At 54.5% G+C, this 19,964-nt stretch carries 18 protein-coding genes; 5 read left to right on the top strand and 13 right to left on the bottom strand.

The window, feature by feature from the left end; all coding sequences use genetic code 11:
- Positions 1–1,086, bottom strand: a complete 1,086-nt coding sequence (gene pheS / locus HMPREF9241_RS06880) for a phenylalanine--tRNA ligase subunit alpha (RefSeq protein ID WP_006681562.1) — start codon at positions 1,084–1,086, stop codon at positions 1–3.
- Between the two features lie 206 nt (positions 1,087–1,292).
- Between pheS and map the strand changes: the two genes are divergently transcribed.
- Both map and ppgK read left to right on the top strand, forming a co-directional pair.
- On the top strand, positions 1,293–2,180 hold the full coding sequence (gene map, locus HMPREF9241_RS06885) for a type I methionyl aminopeptidase (protein ID WP_006681563.1): 888 nt from the start codon (positions 1,293–1,295) through the stop codon (positions 2,178–2,180).
- Between the two features lie 134 nt (positions 2,181–2,314).
- Entirely contained in the window at positions 2,315–3,070 is a 756-nt protein-coding gene (gene ppgK / locus HMPREF9241_RS06890) for a polyphosphate--glucose phosphotransferase (protein ID WP_006681564.1), read from the top strand.
- A gap of 78 nt (positions 3,071–3,148) precedes the next feature.
- On the opposite strand, the gene acnA is transcribed toward ppgK, so the two are convergent.
- From acnA to HMPREF9241_RS06920, 6 genes are all read right to left on the bottom strand, one after another.
- A complete protein-coding gene (acnA, locus tag HMPREF9241_RS06895) occupies positions 3,149–5,839 on the bottom strand; it encodes an aconitate hydratase AcnA (protein ID WP_006681565.1) in 2,691 nt (896 codons plus the stop codon).
- A 390-nt stretch (positions 5,840–6,229) separates the two neighbouring features.
- The gene (locus HMPREF9241_RS06900) at positions 6,230–7,456 is read right to left on the bottom strand and encodes an MFS transporter (protein ID WP_006681566.1); all 1,227 of its coding nucleotides are present in this window, start codon (positions 7,454–7,456) and stop codon (positions 6,230–6,232) included.
- Between the two features lie 749 nt (positions 7,457–8,205).
- The gene (locus HMPREF9241_RS06905; protein ID WP_006681567.1) at positions 8,206–8,685 is read right to left on the bottom strand and encodes a hypothetical protein; all 480 of its coding nucleotides are present in this window, start codon (positions 8,683–8,685) and stop codon (positions 8,206–8,208) included.
- A gap of 33 nt (positions 8,686–8,718) precedes the next feature.
- Entirely contained in the window at positions 8,719–9,657 is a 939-nt protein-coding gene (locus tag HMPREF9241_RS06910) for an alpha/beta hydrolase (protein ID WP_006681568.1), read from the bottom strand.
- Between the two features lie 158 nt (positions 9,658–9,815).
- Positions 9,816–11,129 (bottom strand): class I SAM-dependent RNA methyltransferase, encoded by a 1,314-nt coding sequence (locus tag HMPREF9241_RS06915; RefSeq protein WP_006681569.1) that lies wholly within the window; start codon positions 11,127–11,129, stop codon positions 9,816–9,818.
- 69 nt (positions 11,130–11,198) lie between these two features.
- Positions 11,199–13,199 (bottom strand): amino acid permease, encoded by a 2,001-nt coding sequence (locus HMPREF9241_RS06920; protein ID WP_083856969.1) that lies wholly within the window; start codon positions 13,197–13,199, stop codon positions 11,199–11,201.
- Positions 13,200–13,398: 199 nt separating this feature from the next.
- Between HMPREF9241_RS06920 and HMPREF9241_RS06925 the strand changes: the two genes are divergently transcribed.
- Complete coding sequence (locus HMPREF9241_RS06925) at positions 13,399–14,049, top strand: potassium channel family protein (RefSeq protein WP_006681571.1); 651 nt, start codon at positions 13,399–13,401, stop codon at positions 14,047–14,049.
- Between the two features lie 5 nt (positions 14,050–14,054).
- Complete coding sequence (locus tag HMPREF9241_RS06930; RefSeq protein ID WP_006681572.1) at positions 14,055–14,759, top strand: potassium channel family protein; 705 nt, start codon at positions 14,055–14,057, stop codon at positions 14,757–14,759.
- A gap of 30 nt (positions 14,760–14,789) precedes the next feature.
- Here HMPREF9241_RS06930 and HMPREF9241_RS06935 read toward each other — a convergent pair whose 3' ends face one another.
- From HMPREF9241_RS06935 to HMPREF9241_RS06950, 4 genes are all read right to left on the bottom strand, one after another.
- Complete coding sequence (locus tag HMPREF9241_RS06935) at positions 14,790–15,494, bottom strand: DUF3159 domain-containing protein (protein WP_006681573.1); 705 nt, start codon at positions 15,492–15,494, stop codon at positions 14,790–14,792.
- Positions 15,491–15,799, bottom strand: a complete 309-nt coding sequence (locus tag HMPREF9241_RS06940) for a DNA-binding protein (RefSeq protein ID WP_243440792.1) — start codon at positions 15,797–15,799, stop codon at positions 15,491–15,493. The genes HMPREF9241_RS06935 and HMPREF9241_RS06940 overlap by 4 nt, the downstream gene beginning before the upstream one ends.
- A 79-nt stretch (positions 15,800–15,878) precedes the next feature.
- Positions 15,879–16,520 carry a DUF3710 domain-containing protein gene (locus HMPREF9241_RS06945; RefSeq protein WP_006681575.1) on the bottom strand — a complete coding sequence of 214 codons (642 nt, stop codon included), beginning with the start codon at positions 16,518–16,520 and terminating at the stop codon, positions 15,879–15,881.
- 9 nt (positions 16,521–16,529) lie between these two features.
- Complete coding sequence (locus HMPREF9241_RS06950) at positions 16,530–16,832, bottom strand: DUF4193 domain-containing protein (RefSeq protein WP_006681576.1); 303 nt, start codon at positions 16,830–16,832, stop codon at positions 16,530–16,532.
- Between the two features lie 173 nt (positions 16,833–17,005).
- Here HMPREF9241_RS06950 and sepH point away from each other — a divergent pair, with 173 nt between their 5' ends.
- Entirely contained in the window at positions 17,006–18,160 is a 1,155-nt protein-coding gene (gene sepH / locus HMPREF9241_RS06955) for a septation protein SepH (RefSeq protein WP_006681577.1), read from the top strand.
- Positions 18,161–18,231: 71 nt separating this feature from the next.
- Here the strand turns inward: sepH and HMPREF9241_RS06960 are convergent, their stop codons facing one another.
- Together HMPREF9241_RS06960 and HMPREF9241_RS06965 are read right to left on the bottom strand one after the other, a co-directional pair.
- Positions 18,232–19,371 carry an alkaline phosphatase family protein gene (locus HMPREF9241_RS06960; protein WP_006681578.1) on the bottom strand — a complete coding sequence of 380 codons (1,140 nt, stop codon included), beginning with the start codon at positions 19,369–19,371 and terminating at the stop codon, positions 18,232–18,234.
- Between the two features lie 5 nt (positions 19,372–19,376).
- On the bottom strand, positions 19,377–19,910 hold the full coding sequence (locus HMPREF9241_RS06965; protein WP_006681579.1) for a DUF5998 family protein: 534 nt from the start codon (positions 19,908–19,910) through the stop codon (positions 19,377–19,379).
- Positions 19,911–19,964 lie beyond the last annotated feature (54 nt).

Consider the following 19,964-nt stretch of genomic DNA (forward strand, 5'->3'; position numbering starts at 1 on the left):
TCAGTGTCCCTTTCCAATCAAACCGAACTGCTGGCTGAAACGAACGTCGCCTTCAACGATGTCGTGCATGTCAGCAATTCCGTGCCGGAGCATGAGGGTGCGTTCAATACCCATACCGAATGCGAAACCGGTGTAGACCTCCGGATCGATTCCGTTTGCTCTGAGAACGTTGGGGTTCACCATGCCGCAACCACCGACTTCAATCCACCCGGCGCCGCCCTTCTTCTGTGGGAACCAAATATCAAGTTCGGCACTGGGCTCAGTGAAAGGAAAAAACGACGGGCGCAGGCGCGCCTTCGCTTCAGGACCAAACATTGCCTGAGCAAAGTGATTGAGCACGCCCTTCAGGTGCGCCATGGTCAGGCCCTTATCAACGGCCAAACCTTCGACCTGGTGAAAAACCGGGGTGTGCGTCGCGTCGAGAGCGTCAGAACGGAACACCTTGCCCGGGCATGCGACGTACAGAGGGACACCGCGGTCAAGCATGGCACGCGACTGCACCGGCGACGTGTGAGTACGCATCACAAGGTGCCCATCATCGGCGTTCTGGCCACCAGCAGAAGTGCCGTCAACGTAGAACGTGTCCTGCATCTGACGAGCCGGGTGGTCGATGTCGAAGTTCAGGGAGTCGAAGTTAAACCATTCGTGTTCAACTTCGGGGCCTTCAGCGATAGCCCAGCCCATGGACGTAAACACATCTTCGATCTCTTCAATCAGAGTCTCGATCGGGTGACGCGCACCCGTCACCGTGCGATGCCCACCGGCAGTCACATCGACGGATTCTTCGCGAAGAACACGTGCCTCGTTCTCAGCTTCAAGCACTTCTTGACGGACGGCGAGAGCCTTCGAAATCTGGCCGCGAGCACCACCGAGATTCTTACCTGCAGTGCCACGGTCTGCGGGTTTGAGGGAACCGATGATGCGGTTGGCTGCGACCAGCGGGGCGTTGTCGCCAAGGATCGCTTGCTTTGTGGCCTTGAGTTCTTCGAGTGAAGATGCGGCTTCAATATCTGAAAGTGCAGCTGTGACGAGGGCGTCGACGGCTGCGCTATCCAGTGGATTGAGGTCAGGGGCTTCCTGGGCCATGTCCTGTTTCCTCCAATTAGGTCTCGTTTTGAACGCACTATATGCCCTGCCATGATAGTCCGAGCCTGCAAGATACCGCCTTGTCGTCCACATGGGGTCACTCACGCTGGGTTCCTATCTTCGTTGTCTGCACAGTCAGCAGTCATAAAGGAGCCTCGTCGCCTGGCCATCTGCCCGAGGTGCGCGAAAGGACTAGTCTTAAAGGTATGACTCATGTATCTGATTTAGCCAAGCGTGCGCCACTTGGAACCTTGAAACCGGGAACTATCTCCCCTGTTCGTTTAGTCCCGTCTCATATTGATCGTCCTGAATACATGTTCCATGAGGGTCCGGAGCGCGTGACTGCGTCGGATATTAAGGACGTGTCGACGATCGAGCGTATTCGTCACGCGGGTCGTATTGCTGCTCAGGCTCTGGAGGCTGTAGGCAAGAGCGTCGCACCGGGCGTGACGACCGACGAACTCGACCGTATTGGCCACGAGTTCCTCATTGACAACAATGCCTACCCGTCATGCTTGGGGTACATGGGTTTCCCGAAGTCTCTGTGCACGTCGATCAACGAGGTCATCTGCCACGGCATTCCCGACGATCGCCCGTTGGAAGAAGGCGACATCGTGAACGTTGATATCACCGCCTATGTTGATGGTGTTCACGGTGATACCTGCGCGATGTTCGAGGTTGGCAAGGTCGACGAGGAATCGCACCTTCTGATTGAACGCACGCATGAAGCGATGATGCGTGGCATTAAGGCTGTTGGTCCGGGTCGTGAAATCAACGTGATCGGTCGTGTCATTGAACGTTATGCGAAGCGTTTCGACTACGGCGTGATCCGCGATTACACGGGGCACGGTGTGGGCGAGGCCTTCCACTCCGGTCTGATTGTTCCTCACTACGATGCTGCACCCGCGTATTCGACGATGATGGAGCCCGGTATGGTCTTCACGATCGAGCCGATGTTGACCCTTGGTGGCATTGATTGGGAGCAGTGGGACGATGACTGGACCGTTGTGACCGCTGACCGTTCACGTACTGCTCAGTTTGAGCACACCCTCGTTGTCACCGAAGACGGTGCGGAGATTTTGACTCTTCCGTGAGTCTGAGGCTGGCACATTTTTGCTGATCGACGAGGTCGCGCGGACGTAACTGTTCGCGCGACCTTGTTGCTCGGCGCTACGATACGATAGCGACTGAGTCGAACAATGATGTTTCGGAAGGGATCATTCGCACAATGACGACCGTTGGATGTGGAATCGATATTGGTGGATCTGGCGTGAAAGCAGCGCTGGTCGACCTGGAGACTGGTGAGTTCATCGGCGAACGTATTCGCATTGAAACGCCCAAGCCTGCAACCCCCGATGCAGTTGCTGATGTTTGTCGTCAGCTTCTTGAAGGTCTTGAGGTTGCCTCCGATATTCCTGTCGGAATTACCTTCCCAGCTCCAGTGATTCACGGCGTTATTCCTTTTATGGCGAATCTGGATGATTCGTGGGTTGGTGTGAATGTCATTGACCTGATGGAAAAGCACCTTGGTCGCAAGGTTGTTCCACTCAACGACGCTGATGCTGCTGGTCTGGCAGAGGTCGTTTACGGTGCTGCGAAGGATGTCCCGGGTCTGGTCATTGTCACGACGCTCGGTACAGGAATCGGTTCGGCTCTGATCATGGACGGCAAGCTCGTCCCCAACTCTGAGCTCGGCCACCTTGAGATCGACGGCCACGACGCCGAGACCCGCGCCTCGTCCGGTCAGAAGACACTTCAGGATCTGTCGTGGAAGAAGTGGGCGAAGCGCCTTCAGAAGTACTACAGCCACGTTGAAATGTTGTTCAGCCCCGACCTGTTCGTGGTCGGCGGTGGCGTGTCGAAGAACCACGCGAAGTTCATGCCGTTGCTTGATCTGAAGACGAAGATGGTCCCGGCTGAGCTTCGTAATACCGCCGGCATCGTCGGTGCAGCGTGGTACGCGGCATCCTGGCCTTGTGAATAATTCACTCGCAAAATCTTGAAGGCGACTACCAACTTGGTAGCGCACCGTGCCTCCCCACTCGTCTTACCGCGCGCGTTTTTAGTCACGCTGAGCGAGGCCCCGCAAAACGTACTGCAGGATGCCACCGTGTCGATAGTAGTCAGCCTCACCGGGCGTATCGATACGCAGGCGCGCATCGAAGGTAACGGAGGTACCGTCTTCGCGTAGAGCCTCGACCGTCAGAGCCTGCGGGGTTATGCCCTCATTCAAAGCGGTGACACCGTGGATTGAGAAGACCTCATCACCGGTCAATCCCAGCGAGTCACGCGTCTGCCCTTCGGGGAACTGCAAGGGCAAGACACCCATGCCGATCAGGTTCGAGCGATGAATGCGTTCAAAGGATTCAGCAATCACGGCCTTCACGCCGAGCAAGGAGGTTCCCTTTGCTGCCCAGTCACGAGACGAACCGGAACCGTATTCCTTGCCACCGAGGACAACGAGGGGGGTGCCCTGGGCAAGATAGTCGACGCTGGCGTCATACACGGTTGAAACCGGTGCACCCGGGTGAGCAAAGTTCTTCGTGAAACCGCCTTCAACACCGGGAAGCATCTCGTTACGAATACGGATATTCGCGAACGTACCGCGGATCATGACCTCATGGTTGCCTCGGCGAGAACCGTAGGAGTTGAAGTCCTTGCGCTCGACTCCGTGGCTCATCAGGTACTGCCCCGCGGGGGTTTCCGGCTTGAAAGCGCCAGCCGGCGAAATGTGGTCGGTTGTCACCGAGTCGCCGAGCTTCAGCAGAACGCGAGCACCTTCGATATCCGAGACTGGAGCAGGCTCCAAGCCCATGCCCTCGAAATACGGGGGCTTACGCACGTAGGTGGATTCTCCGTTCCATGCGAATACATGGCCTTCGGGGGTGTTCAGAGAGCGCCAGCGTTCATCGCCAGCGAAGACATCCGCGTAGCCGTTTTCGAACATGGAGCGGTCGATCGACGCGTCGGTTGTCTTCTGTACTTCATCGGCGTCCGGCCAGATATCACGCAGATACACTTCCGAACCATCTGCGGGGTCGATTCCCAGCGGATCATTCTCGAAGTCGAAGTCCATCGTGCCAGCCAACGCGTAGGCGATGACAAGTGGGGGGGACGCCAGGTAATTCATCTTCACGTCGGGGTTGATGCGACCTTCGAAGTTACGGTTGCCCGACAGAACCGACACGACAGCGAGGTCGTTGTCGTTCACCGCTACAGAAACCTCGGGAGTCAGCGGGCCAGAGTTACCGATACAGGTGGCGCACCCATAGCCAACCAGGTTGAAGCCCAGAGCATTGAGGTCGTCCCAGAGGCCTGCCTTCTCATAGTAGTCGGTGACAACCTTGGAACCGGGTGCCAGGGACGTCTTCACCCACGGCTTCGACGTCAGACCACGCTTCACAGCGTTACGTGCCAGCAGACCGGCCGCCAACATGACCGATGGGTTCGACGTATTCGTGCACGAAGTGATCGACGCGATCACCACATCACCGTGGTTCAGGCGAGTCTTCGTCCCATCGGCCAGAATCAACTCAACATCCTCACGCGGACCGTCCGGCGCATAGGTGCCGATCGTCTTCTCGAACATCTCCTTCGAGTCCGACAGCTCGATACGGTCCTGCGGGCGCTTCGGGCCTGCAATCGACGGAACAACCGTCGACAGGTCGAGTTCAAGGTATTCGGAATAGCGGGCTTCGCGTGAAGGATCGTGCCAGAGACCCTGCTTCTTCGCGTATGCCTCAACGAGGGCAATCGATTCTTCGCTCCGACCCGTCAGGCGCAGGTAGTCAAGCGTGACCTCGTCGATTGGGAAGATGGCGGCGGTGGAGCCGAACTCCGGCGACATGTTGCCGATCGTTGCGCGGTTCGCGAGCGGAACTGCGCCCACGCCACTGCCGTAGAACTCAACGAACTTGCCGACGACTCCGTGTGCGCGCAGCATCTGCGTAATCGTGAGCACGACGTCGGTGGCGGTTGTGCCAGCGGGGATTTTACCCTTCAGCTTGAAGCCAACAACGCGCGGGATCAGCATCGAAACGGGCTGGCCAAGCATGGCAGCTTCGGCTTCAATACCACCGACGCCCCAGCCGAGCACACCGAGACCGTTGACCATCGTGGTGTGCGAGTCAGTGCCGACGCAAGTGTCGGGGTAGGCCATCTTCGAACCGTCGGCTTCATCCTTGACGAAAACCGTGCGGGCGAGGTGCTCGATGTTGACCTGGTGAACGATGCCGGTTGACGGAGGAACAACACGGAAGTTGTCAAATGCCCCTTGACCCCAGCGGAGGAACTGGTAGCGCTCCTGGTTGCGTTCGTATTCACGTTCAACATTGCGTTCGAATGCGATCGAGGTGCCGGCAACGTCAATCTGAACGGAGTGGTCGATGACCATTTCAGCGGGGGCCAGTGGGTTAATCAGAGTCGGGTCGCCACCGAGGTCAGCAACTGCTTCACGCATCGTTGCGAGGTCCACGATGCAGGGAACGCCGGTGAAATCCTGCATGATGACGCGCGCAGGGGTGAACTGGATTTCGGTGTCAGGCTCGCCATCCGGATCCCACGATGCAAGCGCTTTGATGTGCTCAGCGGTGATGTTTGCTCCGTCTTCGGTGCGCAACAGGTTTTCCGCAAGAACCTTCAGTGAGTACGGAAGCTTGTCGAGGCCATCGACCGCGTCAAGCGAGTAAATCGTGTAGTCCTGAGAATCAACGCTCAGGGTGGTTTGTGCTCCGAATGAGTTCACGGATGCCATGACCTCTCCTCCACTGTTGCGCACACACTTAAGTATCTTGATATCAAGATTACTTGCTGACGTGGTGTCCGCAAGTAGAAATAGGACAGATTCGTTGAATTCAGACTTTTCGGTGAATTCTCGGCTTCCCTCAGGTGGTGCAGGAGGCCCTCACACAACACTCGCCTCAGAAATCAACAACATTGGTGTACTAAAAACCCGCGGATGTTGGTTCTCAGTGAACAAAAAGACACAAAAGATGCCAGCAATTCATGCGAGCCAATCATTTTTCCATCCGCACCATGTCTACCACCGGTCAGACGTGAAACCGCATTGATGAAAGGTTGAGATGAGCGCATAGCCCATGCGCTCGTAGAAACGAAACGATGACTCGCCCAGATGAGGATCGCGCTAGGCAGTATCCTCGTCCGCATGCGTAGCGCTGATCCACAATAGCAGGCGGTGGCTAGCGGCCATCGCGAACAGCAAAAGCATGAGGTAGTAAGGGAATAACGCGACAGAAAAATGGTTCGCAATCAACCCAAAAAACGGTGGCATGGCGAGGGTGCCCGCATAGGCGGTTGCCATCTGGACGCCGATAATCGCCTGCGATTTGTCCGCTCCGAAGCGCGCAGGTGTTGCGTGGATGATGCTCGGATACACCGGAGCACACCCCAAGCCAATCACCACAAGCCCCATCAACGCGATGATGTTATGGCCTGGGATCACCGTGGTGGCGATACCGATGACAATCAAGGCTTCACCACCAATAATCATCTGATCGTCGCTGAATCGAATGGTCAGGAAACCACTGAGTGCCCGCCCCACCGTAAGACCAACGAAGAATGCCGCTGCGTACGAAGCGGCGTCTTCAGCAGATACTCCGCGGTGAAGGTTCAGGTAGCTGGCAGCCCAGAGTCCAGCTGTAGCTTCGATCGCGCAGTAGCAGAAGAATGTGAGCATAACTGCTTTTGCACCACGGATGCGAAGAATCTGCGCCAGGGTCAAAGGGGTACGAGGCCGCGCTTGACGATCATCAGCATCCGCCTGATGTGTGGGCGCGGAGTTGGCGTCACTCACACCGGTATTGACAGGTGTTTTCTTCCATAGGGGAAGACTGATAAAGAGCAACGTCGCCAACCCGATTTGCATCAGGCCAATGATTCGATAGCCACCAGCCCAACCAACATGCCCGGTGAGCGCGTACCCCATGATGTACGGGCCAAGGCTGGCGCCCACGCCCCACATGCAGTGCAACCAGCTCATATGTCGCGACTTGTAATGAAGAGCGACGAAATTGTTCAGCGACGCATCAACACTACCCGCGCCCAAACCGTAAGGAATCGCCCAAAGACAAAGCTCAAGGAATGACGTTGAGAAGGAGAAGCCGAGAAGGGCTACAGCGGTCATCGCGACGCTCGTTGCTGTCACCTTGCCGGTACCAAAACGCAGGGTCAGGCGGTCGGAGTTCAGGGAGGAGACGATGGTACCCGCTGCAATCAGCATTGAAATGATGCCTGCGTAGGAAACAGGGACATCGATCTGCGGATAGATCGACGGCCACGCCGCACCTAACAGTGAGTCTGGCAGACCCAAGCTGATGAAGGCGACGTAAATGACGGCAAGCAAGAGTTGCATGAAGCTCCATGTATCGATTGACAGGTGCGTGAAGCTCTAGTGTATGCATCCAACGCCTGGACGAGTGACTGGTCGCAGTGTAAAAAACTGGGGTCTATGTTCGGCACGCAGAAGATGATTCGTCATCCAACGAGCCCTAAAAATGAGTTCCATCTGCTCGACATTTCCACGCCTACTTCTCCCCCATTCCCCACCGCTACAGTGGCGCCAAAATGCAAAGTGAGCAGATTCAGCTACCAGAAGAGACAAAACCAACCCGCGACGACGATCAGCGAAACGATGCCAGTACCTAAGATACGAAGGTCAATCTGGAGGAAGAACCGACAGCGTCAATTCACGCGTTGAAGCAAAGCAACTGTCTCTAGGTGTATCACGACTACCCTGATGATAACCCTGCATCAAGAACTTAGTCTTAACACTCGTTGCAGAGTGGAAGCTGGCAAAAGGAATGTTGTAGATGGTGCAAGTCAAAGGTCGTTGCAAACAGAATCTTTTATCATTTAAGTGACTTTAAATACTCTTTTGGCTTGGCATAATGCGCTTACTTTCCCGGGCTTTATCGTTCGTCGTTATCTTTCTAATAATCCAACAATCAAAACCTGAATTACCTTTGGATAAGAATCAAAAAAATATCTCGGATTTATAAACGCCAAAGCAGCCGCCGCACGGTTAAAGATTACAGCTATTGCAGTTCCGCCCATAGCGGCTCGCATGACATCCCCGTAAATCACCCTCACAATGGTTGTTGGTCAAAATAGAGTCAGTAAATATCCGTCAAGCATCGCAACAAAAAAATACAGAACCAGCGCTCTTAAAAAAGCTTCAATGTGCTTTTTAGGATTTTGGTAGAGTTCCTTTTGCGGTATTTTTGATAGCCTTATCCGTTTTATATTTCTCCACCATAATAGATCAATAACAATAAGGTCAAAAACATTTAACGTTTCGCCTAAAATCAGCAAACGAATAAAGTTATGCATAAAGTTTGCTTGACGAATGATGATTCCTAACAATAAAAATAAGATAGTAAATAGTAAAAAATTTGCGATCCATGCAGCAAATCTGTCTGTTTCCTTATATTTCCCCTGATACTCTTCAATCTCTTTGATTTGCTTCTGAACTTCATCAGGATAGGACATGTAATTTCTTAAATTTTTCTCATCCGTGCCGGTACCCAAAAAACAGAGCGCAAAAAATGCAGAGCATAAAATGACGGTTTCAATTAAAAGCACGGATTTTCAAATCCCTTCTTCTCCGTCCTTAGATTAAGATTTCAATAATTCAATAATTTGTTCCTGCGCCTCTCTGCCTTCTCTAAAAAACCTTGCCATAGGATAACAGTGACACATCCCTTTACCTACAATGATTTCATATGGGACACGGTATTTTTCCATTGCTTTTTTAAACTCTTCCGCAAAGGCGTAGAGGCATTCATTTTCGCCGTAATAAAAATATGTTTTCGGAAAGTCGGTAAAATCTCCTACCGTTCCATCTAACATATATTCCGGTAAATCTTCATCTCCATTTAAAATTTCTCTTGCAGTTTTAATATATGTAGGTTCAATCATTATGTCTTCATGGTTAAGTTCATTTAATCTCTCCCATATTCCCTTATTTTTGTCAAGACTTACATCGGGAATTCCGCCCGGAGAAACTGAAATAATTTTACCAGGCATTTTAAGGGGTCTGCCTAAAGCATTATTATAGAGAAATATTCCAATAGATAGGCAGGCACCTGACGAAAATCCAAGCACGCTAATATTTTCCGCCTTATAAGTTTCTGTCATTAACCTATAGGTTTCAAAACAAACTTCATAGGTTTTATCCACCTTTATATCCTCTGAACAAAGAGGATAAAATAAAAACCAAACATCTTTACCGGTTTTTTTCATTATTCTTTCAGACAAAGTAAAATCCAATTTGTTTGGTTGTGTAATCATTCCTCCGCCGAAGAGATAGAGAACCGCCCCATGAGAAGAACTCTTATTTTTTTGATATGAAATCAGACTATATCCCATGACATCTCTGTCGTAAAGATAATAATTTTTTCTCTTTGCCCTCTTCATTGCCTTATCTAAATCAAATACTTCTTTTGCATTTTCTCCCTTTGCATACTCAAGCATCTCGTCTTTGTTCTTTAAAAACATTTTTTTGACATTTAATAGTCTCACTATTCCTGATGCAATTTTATAATTTAAACTCATTTTATTTACTCCTTTAAGTATGAAGAATTTACAGTTTTGCTAAACGCAGACGCAAGATCATTGTTTTCCCCCGATCGACATTCTTCATTGAAAGTCGGCTGATGAAGTTCTGGAGCAGTTCTTCGAAATCCCTTGATTTCAAGCCTTTTCTATACTGTTTAGTCCTTAACCCTTGACATCAAACAGATAGTCTCAACGTGATGCGTATGCGGGAATAAATCCCACGCATTGAGGCTAGCCAATTCATACCCCGATTCGGTGAGCAGGCGCATGTCACGGGCACCGGCAGCAGGATCACATGAAACCAGGACAATCTTCGATGCACCACACTGAGCAATAGCCTCAGTCACCTCACGACCTGCACCCGCGCGCGGAGGATCAAGAACAATGACGTCCGGGCGTCCTTCTAGCTCCGCTGCAAGTTCACGGACACCTTCAGTGTCGACATTCCCAACATAGGGTTCAACCCAGTCAAAGGGCGCGCAGTTCTCCCCTGCGTCCTCGACCGCGCCCGCAGAACCTTCCAAGGTGACAACGTGACCGCGTGCACCAACAGCCTTTGCCATCGGAACACTGAACAGGCCAGCACCCGAATACAGCTCCATCACCCGGTCGCCTTCAGACAGACAAGCAACACCCATGACTGCGTTTGCAAGAACTTCAGCGCCCATGACATGCGTCTGCCAGAAGCCCCCAACACGAACGCGGTACTCCAGTTGCTCACCGTTCACCGTGACATGCCAAGGCAATCGCGTTTCCGTGAACTTTTCACCCAACGAGTTGAATGTTCCGCGAGGAGTCACGACGACCGGAGAGCCACCGTCAGGCGCGACAACGCGCACACGGTCAGCAGGCTCAAAGAAGGGAGCCCATTCAGAGTTCGCACCCCACAGGCCCAATCGTTCAATCGGCTCTGAAGCCAATGGCATCAAATCTAGAGCAATGACATCTTTGCCACGATAGGTGTGCATACCGGCCAAGCCAGCGCGATCAATGACGACCTCGATGCGCGTCCGACGGTGCAATAAAGTCTGGTCGGCCTCGTCCCCAGGAGCTGGGCGCACTGTAACACCCCCCAGATCCTCAACGCGGGCAGACAGAGCCTCACCCCCAACGCGACGAAGCTGGCCACGCAGAACCGTCTCTTTCCACACACGCTGAGCCGCGGGCGCCACATGAGCAAGCTCGCCACCGCCGACACCACCGGGGCCAGCCTGTGGCCACACGGACGGCACACGATCGGCAGATGCCTCAAGAATCTCTACAGCGTCAGCCCACGCAAGGTTCTTCTGCACCGCCGTCACGCGTGCCTTCACCTTTTCGCCGGGCAATGTGTGACGGACAAACACCACGCGCCCGGAAACGTCGCGGGCAACACACGCGCCACCGTGAGCCGGCTCGCCAACACGCAACTCAATAATCTCTTCGTTGCGTGGAGTGACAGTGCGGTGACGATAACGGCGCTTATTCATATGAAGCCTTTGATAATCCCCGATGGTGGCAAAGCCTCACGGGAGCGAGTTGGATGTGAAGAAACGATTCTACTTCGAAGCCAACGAAGGCGGTCGCGTGTTTTCGTGGGCACTCGAATAGTGCTCATCGGACTTGAAGGGGTCGTTAATCAACTGACGACCTTCCACTTCGTCATCTTCGCCTAGCTTCCACGGCACGGTCGTAATCACTACACCGGGGACAGACAGGAGGGCACGACGAAGACGCACCGCAGTCTGATTGTGCATTGCATTTTCCCACCAATGACGGACAAGGAACTGGGGCATATACACAACCAGCATTTCCTCCGGAGCGCGACGGCGACGCCCGCGCACGTACTGCAACACAACCTGGTTGAGGTCGCGGTATGGACTCGACAGCAGGGTCAACGGGATCGGTAGACCAGATTCTTCCCATTCCTTGCGGATGTGGGCTTCCTCGTCATCGTCGGCAACGACGCTCACCAGTTCCAGAGCGGAGGGTTGCGAGGCGCGGGCCGCAGCAATAGCTCGCATAGACGGGCGAGAAAGGTTAGAGACCAGTACCAGGGCACGAACGCGGGTCGGAAGCGCACGCTTCGCCGACCAATCGTCGACACGCAGCTGAGAGCGAATCTGCGTGTAGTGATGCTGAATGCCGAGTTGGACGCAGAAGACGACCGCAATCATGATCAGCGTAATCCACGCACCGTGCGTGAACTTCGTGGCCAAAACGATCAGCAGAACCAAGCCGGTCATCATAAAACCGATGATGTTCACCGCACGCGAGCGCAATACGGCGCCTCGTTCTGAGCCGGTCTGGCGCATACGCAGAGCGCGGTTCCAGTGACGAATCATGCCCAGCTGCGAAAGTGTGAAGGAGATAAACACACCGAGCACGTACAGCTGGATCAGGCGCGTCGTCTGGGCTTTGAATCCAACGATCAAGATGATCGCTGCAAGAGCCAGAACAACGATGCCGTTCGAGTATGAAAGGCGATCGCCACGCTTGTAGAGCTGTCGCGGAAGGAAGGAATCACGGGAGAGAACCGACGCAAGAGTCGGGAAACCGTTAAACGCAGTGTTTGCTGCCAAAACCAGAATCAAACCGGTCACGGTCGTCACCAAGAGGAACAGGATTGATCCATGGCCGAAAACAGCCGAAGCAATCTGACCAATTGCGGGAGACACAACCGTCTCTTCACCCACGGGCTGGCCGTTAAGTGTCAGCTGTTCGACGGCGTCATCGACAATCTTCACACCGGTTGCACGCGCCAAGATCAGGATCGACAGCATCATTGTTGCGGCAATCAAGCCGAGCAGTGCAAGCGTCGAAGCAGCATTCTTCGACTTGGGACGCTTAAACATGGGCACGCCGTTCGAGATTGCTTCAACGCCCGTCAAAGCGGCGCAACCGGAAGAGAACGCGCGCATCAGCAGGAACGCTCCCGCAAGGCCCGCCAGACCAGAGGAGAATTGATCGGAAGCAACCAGTTCGTATTGCGCTGTCGGTGCGCTCCCCAGGTGTCCTGTCGCCATCTGCACAAAGCCGACGATCACCATCAGCGCGATCGCACCCATGTAAATGTATGTCGGGATCGCAAATGCGCCACCTGCTTCTTTCGTGCCACGCAGGTTCAACAGGGACAAGATGATGACAAGCAGAACTGCGATCAGAACCTCGTGCCCCGCAAGCGACGGCAAAGCAGTCGTGATGTAGGCAGCACCCGACGAAATCGATACGGCGACCGTCAGGATGTAGTCGACCAGCAGAGCTGATGCGACAACCAGACCCCACGTGCGACCAAGGTTCGTTGTGACAACCTCGTAGTCACCGCCACCCGACGGGTAAGCATGCACGGTCTGGCGGTATGACAACACGACAACTGCAAGAACCGCAGCGACGACGACACCAACCCAAATCGACTGCAGGGCAGCCAAACCGCCCGCCAACGCTAAGGTCAGCAGGATTTCATCGGGGGCATAGGCGACCGACGACAGCGCGTCTGAGGCGAAGATCGGTAGCGCAATGCGCTTAGGCAGAAGCTGGTGTCCCATCGCGTCCGAACGCATCGGACGACCGATCAGAACACGTTTTGCTCTGGCGAAAACGTTATACAGCACGGGCTAAAGCGTAGCCCTATTAGCGTCAAAACAGCACTCCTTGGGGCAACTCTTTAAGTGATACCGAGAACATGTGCTCTAGGCCAGCCCTTCAGACGTGACGAAAGCACGCTGATGCGGGTAGTTTAGGAGCGTGCATTTCGTCATTATGGGATGCGGTCGCGTTGGTTCTTTCCTCGCCACCGCTTTGGATGCTGATGGGCATTCAGTTGCAGTCATCGACGTTGATCCGAAAGCTTTCTCGCGTCTGCCGTCAGATTTTTCCGGCAAGCGCGTCACCGGCTTGGGTATGGATCGCGAGGCCCTGAAGAAAGCTGACATTAAAGACGCCTATGCGTTCGCAGCTGTCTCCAGCGGTGATAACTCGAACATTATTTCGACGCGTATCGCCCAAGAGACCTTCCACGTGCCACACGTTGTCGCACGAATTTATGATCCTGAACGCGCCTACGTGTACGAGCGTCTCGGCATCCCAACGGTTGCGACCGTGAAGCGCACGGCAGAATCAGTTCTGCGCCGTATGCTTCCCCCGGATGCGGCGGTCACATGGACGCACCCCACGGGCGAGGTTTCCTTGGTTACGGCGACGCCCGAGACATCGTGGTACGGCGTTTCTTTCCCGACAGTTGAAGAACTTACCGGCGAGCGTATTGCCTTCGTATCCCGTTTGGGGACTATCGTTCCAGCGCGCCAAGACTTCGTGGTGCAAGAACACGACCAGCTGTACTTTGCGATCGGTGGAGCAGAGTCGACGCGCTTGCGTTCTATTCTGACGGCCACCCCGAACTTTGAGGACTGATACGCATGAAGATCGTTATCGCAGGCGCAGGCTCGGTTGGTCGCTCCGTCGCCCTTGAACTTCTCGAACACGGTCACGAGTGCACTCTGATCGATAAGCAGCCCGATAAGTTACGCGTTGCATCGGTTGCTGACGCGGACTGGGTTCTCGCTGACGCCTGTTCTCCCGACGCTTTGCGTGAAGCAGGTCTTGCGGAAGCTGACGTGATGGTTGCCGCGACGGGCGATGACAAGGCTAATCTGGTTATTTCTTTGCTAGCGAAGACCGAGTTCGCGGTGCCGCGAGTGGTTGCTCGTCTGAACAATCCTCACAATGAGTGGCTGTTCAATGGCTCGTGGGGCGTTGATGTTTCGGTGTCGACCCCACGCATTATGACGGCTCTCGTGGAAGAAGCCGTGTCCGAGGGTATTCCGGTTCGTTTGTTCTCGTTCAACTCTGCTGAAGTATCGATGTACGCGATCGTTTTGCCCGAGGGCTCCCCGATCGTTGGCAAACGCATTTCTGACACGGATCTGCCTCCGCGCACCGTATTGACGTCGTTGCTCCGTGATGGTCGCCCACTCACGCCATCGGATGATGATCTTTTTGAGTCCGGTGACGAGTTGTTGCTGTTGATTTCCGATACGGAGAAGAATGCTCTGTCGACTCTCCAAGCGTTGGTGGAAGTTCCGCCAGCGGCCGACGAAGAGGAAGTCGAGTCGGAAGAATAATTCCGCCTTCACCCGATTCGCGATTCGTCGCTACGAGGCCTGGGCTGGATGCTCATCCGCCTTTGTTGGAGAGAACGGTTTTAATCCCATCCAGGTGAGCCATGTGACGAGGGCAAAGAGTGGCAGTCCTAGGACAAGCTTCGCGATACCTAATGGGCCAACCATGTGAGCAAGCCATAGGGGAAGCTCAATGCCAAGACGTAGTGCGAAGAGCCCTGTCCAAAGCCACGTAAGAAGAAGGCCTCGACGCTTAAGGCCGGCCCACTCTTCTTTGCGATACCAGTCAGCTTCCAGTTCCCAGAACATCCCAGCGCCCCGGGAGACAAGTGGCTTTCTTACGACGATCGACGCAAGGAAGCCAACAAGGAAAGCTGCCGAGGTGATCAGGCCCCACGTGTAGAAGTTTTCTCCCCTGCCCGAAGCAAGAGCCCAGACCACGCCGATTCCTACACCGATGACGCCTGAAAGCGATTGCGTCAGTGGCTGACGCTGAACAAGACGGATGCCAACGGCGAGTAGCGCAACGACACCCGCGACGACCGATGCGCCGACGACCGAGTGGAAAATGATGAAAACGACAACGAAGAGAAGGGCTGGCACTACGGATTCAGTGAGTCCGCGCCAGCCTCCGACCGCCTGGGTAAAAGAAAACGATTCTTCGTTGAGTTGACGCGTCCAGGTCGGACCAGACTCGGTCACGCCAGTGGATTCATCGTGTTCATCTAAGGCGCTCACATGTTCTCCGAAGCGATGATGCGGTAGAGCGGATTGATGATTGTCAGCACGTCTCCTTGCATTCCTGCTGTACCTTCAACCTCAATGTGTTCGCCGACTTTCAGCCCCGGAATTGACACGCGTCCCGGCCATCTCAGTTCAATGGAGGCCGTCCCGTCATACAGGGTTCCAACCAGCATGAAATGTGATCCTTCAGGCGGGTAGGTCATTGACATGAGCGTGCCAAAAAGCGTGACGTGTTGACGATTGTGAACGTCACGAATTGGAGTGGTTCCACGGCGCGCTCGCCTCTGTTCCTCATCCAGAGCCTCGTCTTTTTGACGACTGTCCGTCGAGAAATGTTGCGCGAGTGCGCTCCAGAAGCCTGACGCACGCGAACTGTGTTTAGACACGAGGAATCTCGACTTCTTCGTTCGGAAGGTGAAGAGGGAGCAACCCAAGGCGAGCGCGTGGCTGATCGTCGCGAACGACAACGATCCGGTCAATGATCGACTCGAAGTTTTTGCCTGCCTCATTGCTCAGAGCCGCAGGGCCAAGAATGTCAATGCGCGCAAACCAACGGTCGCCTTCACGTCCGATGATCCTCATCCGCGAGGTCCCCTGTCGGCCATCCGGAAGGGAGACTGGAATATCAGCTTGGAGCTCAGTCCCGTAACGCGTATCGCGATCAATGACTGTTGCAGAATCCTTCAGCAATCCGGCACGGATCTCTTCGCGGATTTCATCCCACACGCCACCGCTTCGGGGTGCTGCAGCAACAGAAATCTGCAGACCGGAGTCTCCGATAACGATTAAAACCTTGAGAACGGAGTGACCGTCATCGCCGACCTGGGTACGCAACTGGGCACCGGGGACGGATGGAAGAAGCAAGGAGCCCATATCGATGTAGCCGTTGGACGTATCGCACTCGCCAACCGAGCGAGGGCCCGGCAAATCAATCGGGTCAACGGTTTCTTCAGGTGCTACCTGCGTTCCAAGCTCGGGAATATCGGTTGCTTCAGCCTTTTTCTTTCGAGAGAAAAACAAGATAGCGCCTCAGCCCGCGCACTCGGTGCACACCGGCAGCCCAGCGTCGTCAACGTAGGCGAGCTGAGAAGCGTGGTGGACGAGGAAGCAGGACGAGCAGGTGAATTCGTCATCCTGACGGGGAATAACGTGAACGGTCAGTTCTTCCTTCGACAGGTCAGCACCGGGGAGCTCAAAGTTCTCAGCTGCTTCGGTCTCGTCTTCTTCGATTTCAGCGGAACCAGCGTCACCTCGACGCGACTTCAGTTCCTCGATTGAATCTTCGGCAACATCATCGTCATTCTTACGAGGTGCGTCGTAATCGGTAGCCATGAGTTTCGTCCTTCGGGCGGGTTATTTCATGATCTGATCATGAACTGTATCGGCGGAGGGAATATAACACTGTTAAGAGACGAATGCCACCACTTAGGACTTTGCGGCGCGTTCAATCACGATTAGTGCCTACAGTTTGAGAACATTTCGCTGATGAACTGTAGGAGGTGCTCATGATCGAGCTCGATTTGCTCGGTATCGGCGCAGACGGCGAAACGCTGGTCTTTACCGATCCAAACGGGGAACGCTACCAAGTCTCTATTACTGACGAGCTTCGCGGATCAATCCGTCGTCATCGTATGCACCTCGAGCCAGCACCCAGCCCAGCGCGTCAGCAGATCTCTCCCCGCGAGATTCAGAGCCTGCTCCGTGCCGGCGCTACTCCCGAAGAAATCGCCACATCCCACGCATGCGATATCGAGATGGTGCGTTCCTTCGAAAGCCCCATCCAGGCTGAAAAAGAATACGCACTCCAGCGCGCGCAGAATATGCGTATTGGCTCGGTAGCGGACGGCCCGAAGATGGGTGAGCTTGTCATTGATCGATTGGCCGCACGCGGTGTTGATCCGTCAACTTTGGAATGGAATGCAAGTCGCGAAGGTGCTGGCCCCTGGCAGATTTGCTTGACGTTCATCCAGTCGGCGTCAGAACACGCCGCCAATTGGCTGTTGCCGAAGACCGGTCCTCTTGAAGCTATTGATCAGGAAGCCCAGTGGCTGACTGAAACCCAGTCGTCGACTCCTGCGGCTTCAATCTTCACTCCCCTGCAGCCGAACGCACCCGATGCGTTGGATCCTGCAGACCTCGAAGAAGTTCGCGCACGTGAAGCGATCATTGATCAGTTGAATGCGAGCCGCGGAAAGCCTCAGGACATCGAGTATGACCTTGATGACGAGGATTTTGACCCCGAAGAGTTCGAACAGGCCACGCTGACCGATTCTTCAATTTCGGCTCGCATCTATTCCTTGGCACATGCTCGCACGAAGGAAGAGGAAGAGGTCCCTTCGCAGAACTCCGAGTTCCCTGTTCTAGATGCACTGTCCGCATCGACGCCGATCCCGAGCGCGTCTACTTCTTCACCAAAGGACAAGGAAGCTCCCAACTCGAAGACCCAGGACACGAAGGTTCCTTCTGCAAAGAAGACTGCGCCCGCGAAAAAAGCGTCCACCGATTCGGATGCTGATTACGATGACCAGTCGTTGCCAGGTCTTGAAAACCTTGTTGAAGAGCCTCATTCTTCAGCGCCAGCTAGCGCGAAGAAGTCGAAGTCTCGTCGTCGTTCTGTTCCCAGTTGGGACGAGATCGTCTTCGGTTCAAAGTCGAAGTAGTCGTTTTCAAACGAGAAACCCACGACACATGATGCTCGTGAGTTTTTCGTTTTTTTGCTGACGGCTCGGGTTCAGGAAAGCCGGATCAGCGGAATTCGCATTTCAGCTTCGGTCAGGGAACCGTGGACTCCAGGCATCGCGATCATTTCCGGCTTTTGTGATCTGGAATCAACGAGGCCTGCGCGTCCATTAAAGAACGCGATACCCGCGCCAATTTCGCGATTACCTGGGCCTTCACCCAAGAGGCTCGCAGATTCATCGCAACCGAGTACCCACGCGACGTCGTTCAGTTCATGCTTCCAACGGTCAATCACTTCGGATTCACGGCCAGCTTCGGTATGAATGTGAACAGCGCGTGTTTCTCCGGCAAGGATCCGTACACCGTCGGCAAGATCTGGACGATCCGCAAGATCAATCAACGCACCATGGTCAATATCGATCATGCCGTGGTCAGCAGTCAGTACCGTACGCACGTTGCGGGGCAGGCTACGAAGCAGGCGCCCCAATCCGGCGTCGAAGGCTTCAAGAGCATCGGACCATTCCCAAGAGCTCACTGCATGCCCATGGCCCGTATGGTCGATTTCTGACCAGTAGAGGTAGACGACCTGCGTGCCTTTCTTGAGCTCTCGCAGAGCCGCACTGGCACGCTCATCCCAGGTTTTGCCAGCCACGTGGCGCGCGCCCCTTAAGGCAGCCTTCGTCAAGCCCGAACCAGCGAACGTCGGCGGAGAAATAACTGCGGACTTCACCCCCTGCTGGCTGAGGCGCTCAAAGTAAGTCGGACATTCTTGCCATGCCAGAGGATCTGGACCATTCTCAAACGCCAGAAGATTCATCACCGAATCCCCCCGGGCAACCGCATAGCCCACCATCCGCGTCTTCCCAGGCTTTTCCCCCGTTCCAAAAGAGGTAATCGCAGCGGCTGTCGTCGACGGCGCGATCGTGTGAAGGTTCACAATGTCATCGCGCACCGACCGCAAGGTCGACGCGTGCCCAAGGTGAGACATCAAGGGAACATAGCCCAAGCCATCGACCAAGATGATCAGGAGCTGCCCTTCTTCACGGTCAAGCGACAAACGAGCCCGAGCGGCCTCGTTCCCCAGAGGCAGACCGGCACATGCCAAAGCGGCACCAAAAACATCAGCCAAACACGGGTCAGCCTGCGAAGGCACATCTGCCCATGCGGGAACCGAAACGGGTGAAGTGGCCATGGCGATCAGTGGTGATCTCGAGTAGCAGATGAAAGCAGATCCACGAACTGCCTGGCTTCAGTCATTGCATCCACGCCATCAGCGTCGACGCTGATACGGAAATTCAAATCATCGGGGAAAGATGCGACCGTGTAACCGTGTTCCGCTGTGCACGAGGGATCGCCACATTGAGCGGGCTCAACTTCGCTACGACGCATTGCCCCCAGATCAACCGAGATGGTCAGCTCCGCAGGAAACATCGATGTCATCGCCTCACGATAGACCTCAATCGACGACACCGTCCCCAAACGGGAAAGGGGGAAGATCCCCGTGCCAACGGAGGCTCCGCCATCTTCGAGTTCATCAACATGCATATGAATCAGCACACTGTCAGTCAGAGTCGCCAATGACAGGTGGCGGAAAACCGACCCCTGATCAAAAGCAGCATCCACCTGGCAAAGAGTGGCGCGTGGCGTCTGACCACCCAACGCGCGCTTCAAAGATGCGGTAACAAGCTGGGGGAAAAAGCCCGTTCGATTGATTCGATCCCATGTGTTCACCCTCTAATTGTGCCCGCGTTCGGCGTGGGAGTCGAACAGAGGTTCTTTCGCCCG

It is taken from the genome of Schaalia turicensis ACS-279-V-Col4 (assembly GCF_000296505.1).
Lineage (GTDB): Bacteria > Actinomycetota > Actinomycetes > Actinomycetales > Actinomycetaceae > Pauljensenia > Pauljensenia turicensis_A.

Coding starts and splice junctions, on each gene's coding strand:
- HMPREF9241_RS06900 (WP_006681566.1), bottom strand. CDS start 7,456: ATGCAACTCTTGCTTGCCGTCATTTACGTCGCCTTCATCAGCTTGGGT.
- ppgK (WP_006681564.1), top strand. CDS start 2,315: ATGACGACCGTTGGATGTGGAATCGATATTGGTGGATCTGGCGTGAAA.
- HMPREF9241_RS06920 (WP_083856969.1), bottom strand. CDS start 13,199: ATGCGTTCGGACGCGATGGGACACCAGCTTCTGCCTAAGCGCATTGCG.
- HMPREF9241_RS06950 (WP_006681576.1), bottom strand. CDS start 16,832: ATGGCTACCGATTACGACGCACCTCGTAAGAATGACGATGATGTTGCC.
- HMPREF9241_RS06930 (WP_006681572.1), top strand. CDS start 14,055: ATGAAGATCGTTATCGCAGGCGCAGGCTCGGTTGGTCGCTCCGTCGCC.
- map (WP_006681563.1), top strand. CDS start 1,293: ATGACTCATGTATCTGATTTAGCCAAGCGTGCGCCACTTGGAACCTTG.
- HMPREF9241_RS06915 (WP_006681569.1), bottom strand. CDS start 11,129: ATGAATAAGCGCCGTTATCGTCACCGCACTGTCACTCCACGCAACGAA.
- sepH (WP_006681577.1), top strand. CDS start 17,006: ATGATCGAGCTCGATTTGCTCGGTATCGGCGCAGACGGCGAAACGCTG.
- pheS (WP_006681562.1), bottom strand. CDS start 1,086: ATGGCCCAGGAAGCCCCTGACCTCAATCCACTGGATAGCGCAGCCGTC.
- HMPREF9241_RS06925 (WP_006681571.1), top strand. CDS start 13,399: ATGGGATGCGGTCGCGTTGGTTCTTTCCTCGCCACCGCTTTGGATGCT.
- HMPREF9241_RS06910 (WP_006681568.1), bottom strand. CDS start 9,657: ATGAGTTTAAATTATAAAATTGCATCAGGAATAGTGAGACTATTAAAT.
- HMPREF9241_RS06960 (WP_006681578.1), bottom strand. CDS start 19,371: ATGGCCACTTCACCCGTTTCGGTTCCCGCATGGGCAGATGTGCCTTCG.
- acnA (WP_006681565.1), bottom strand. CDS start 5,839: ATGGCATCCGTGAACTCATTCGGAGCACAAACCACCCTGAGCGTTGAT.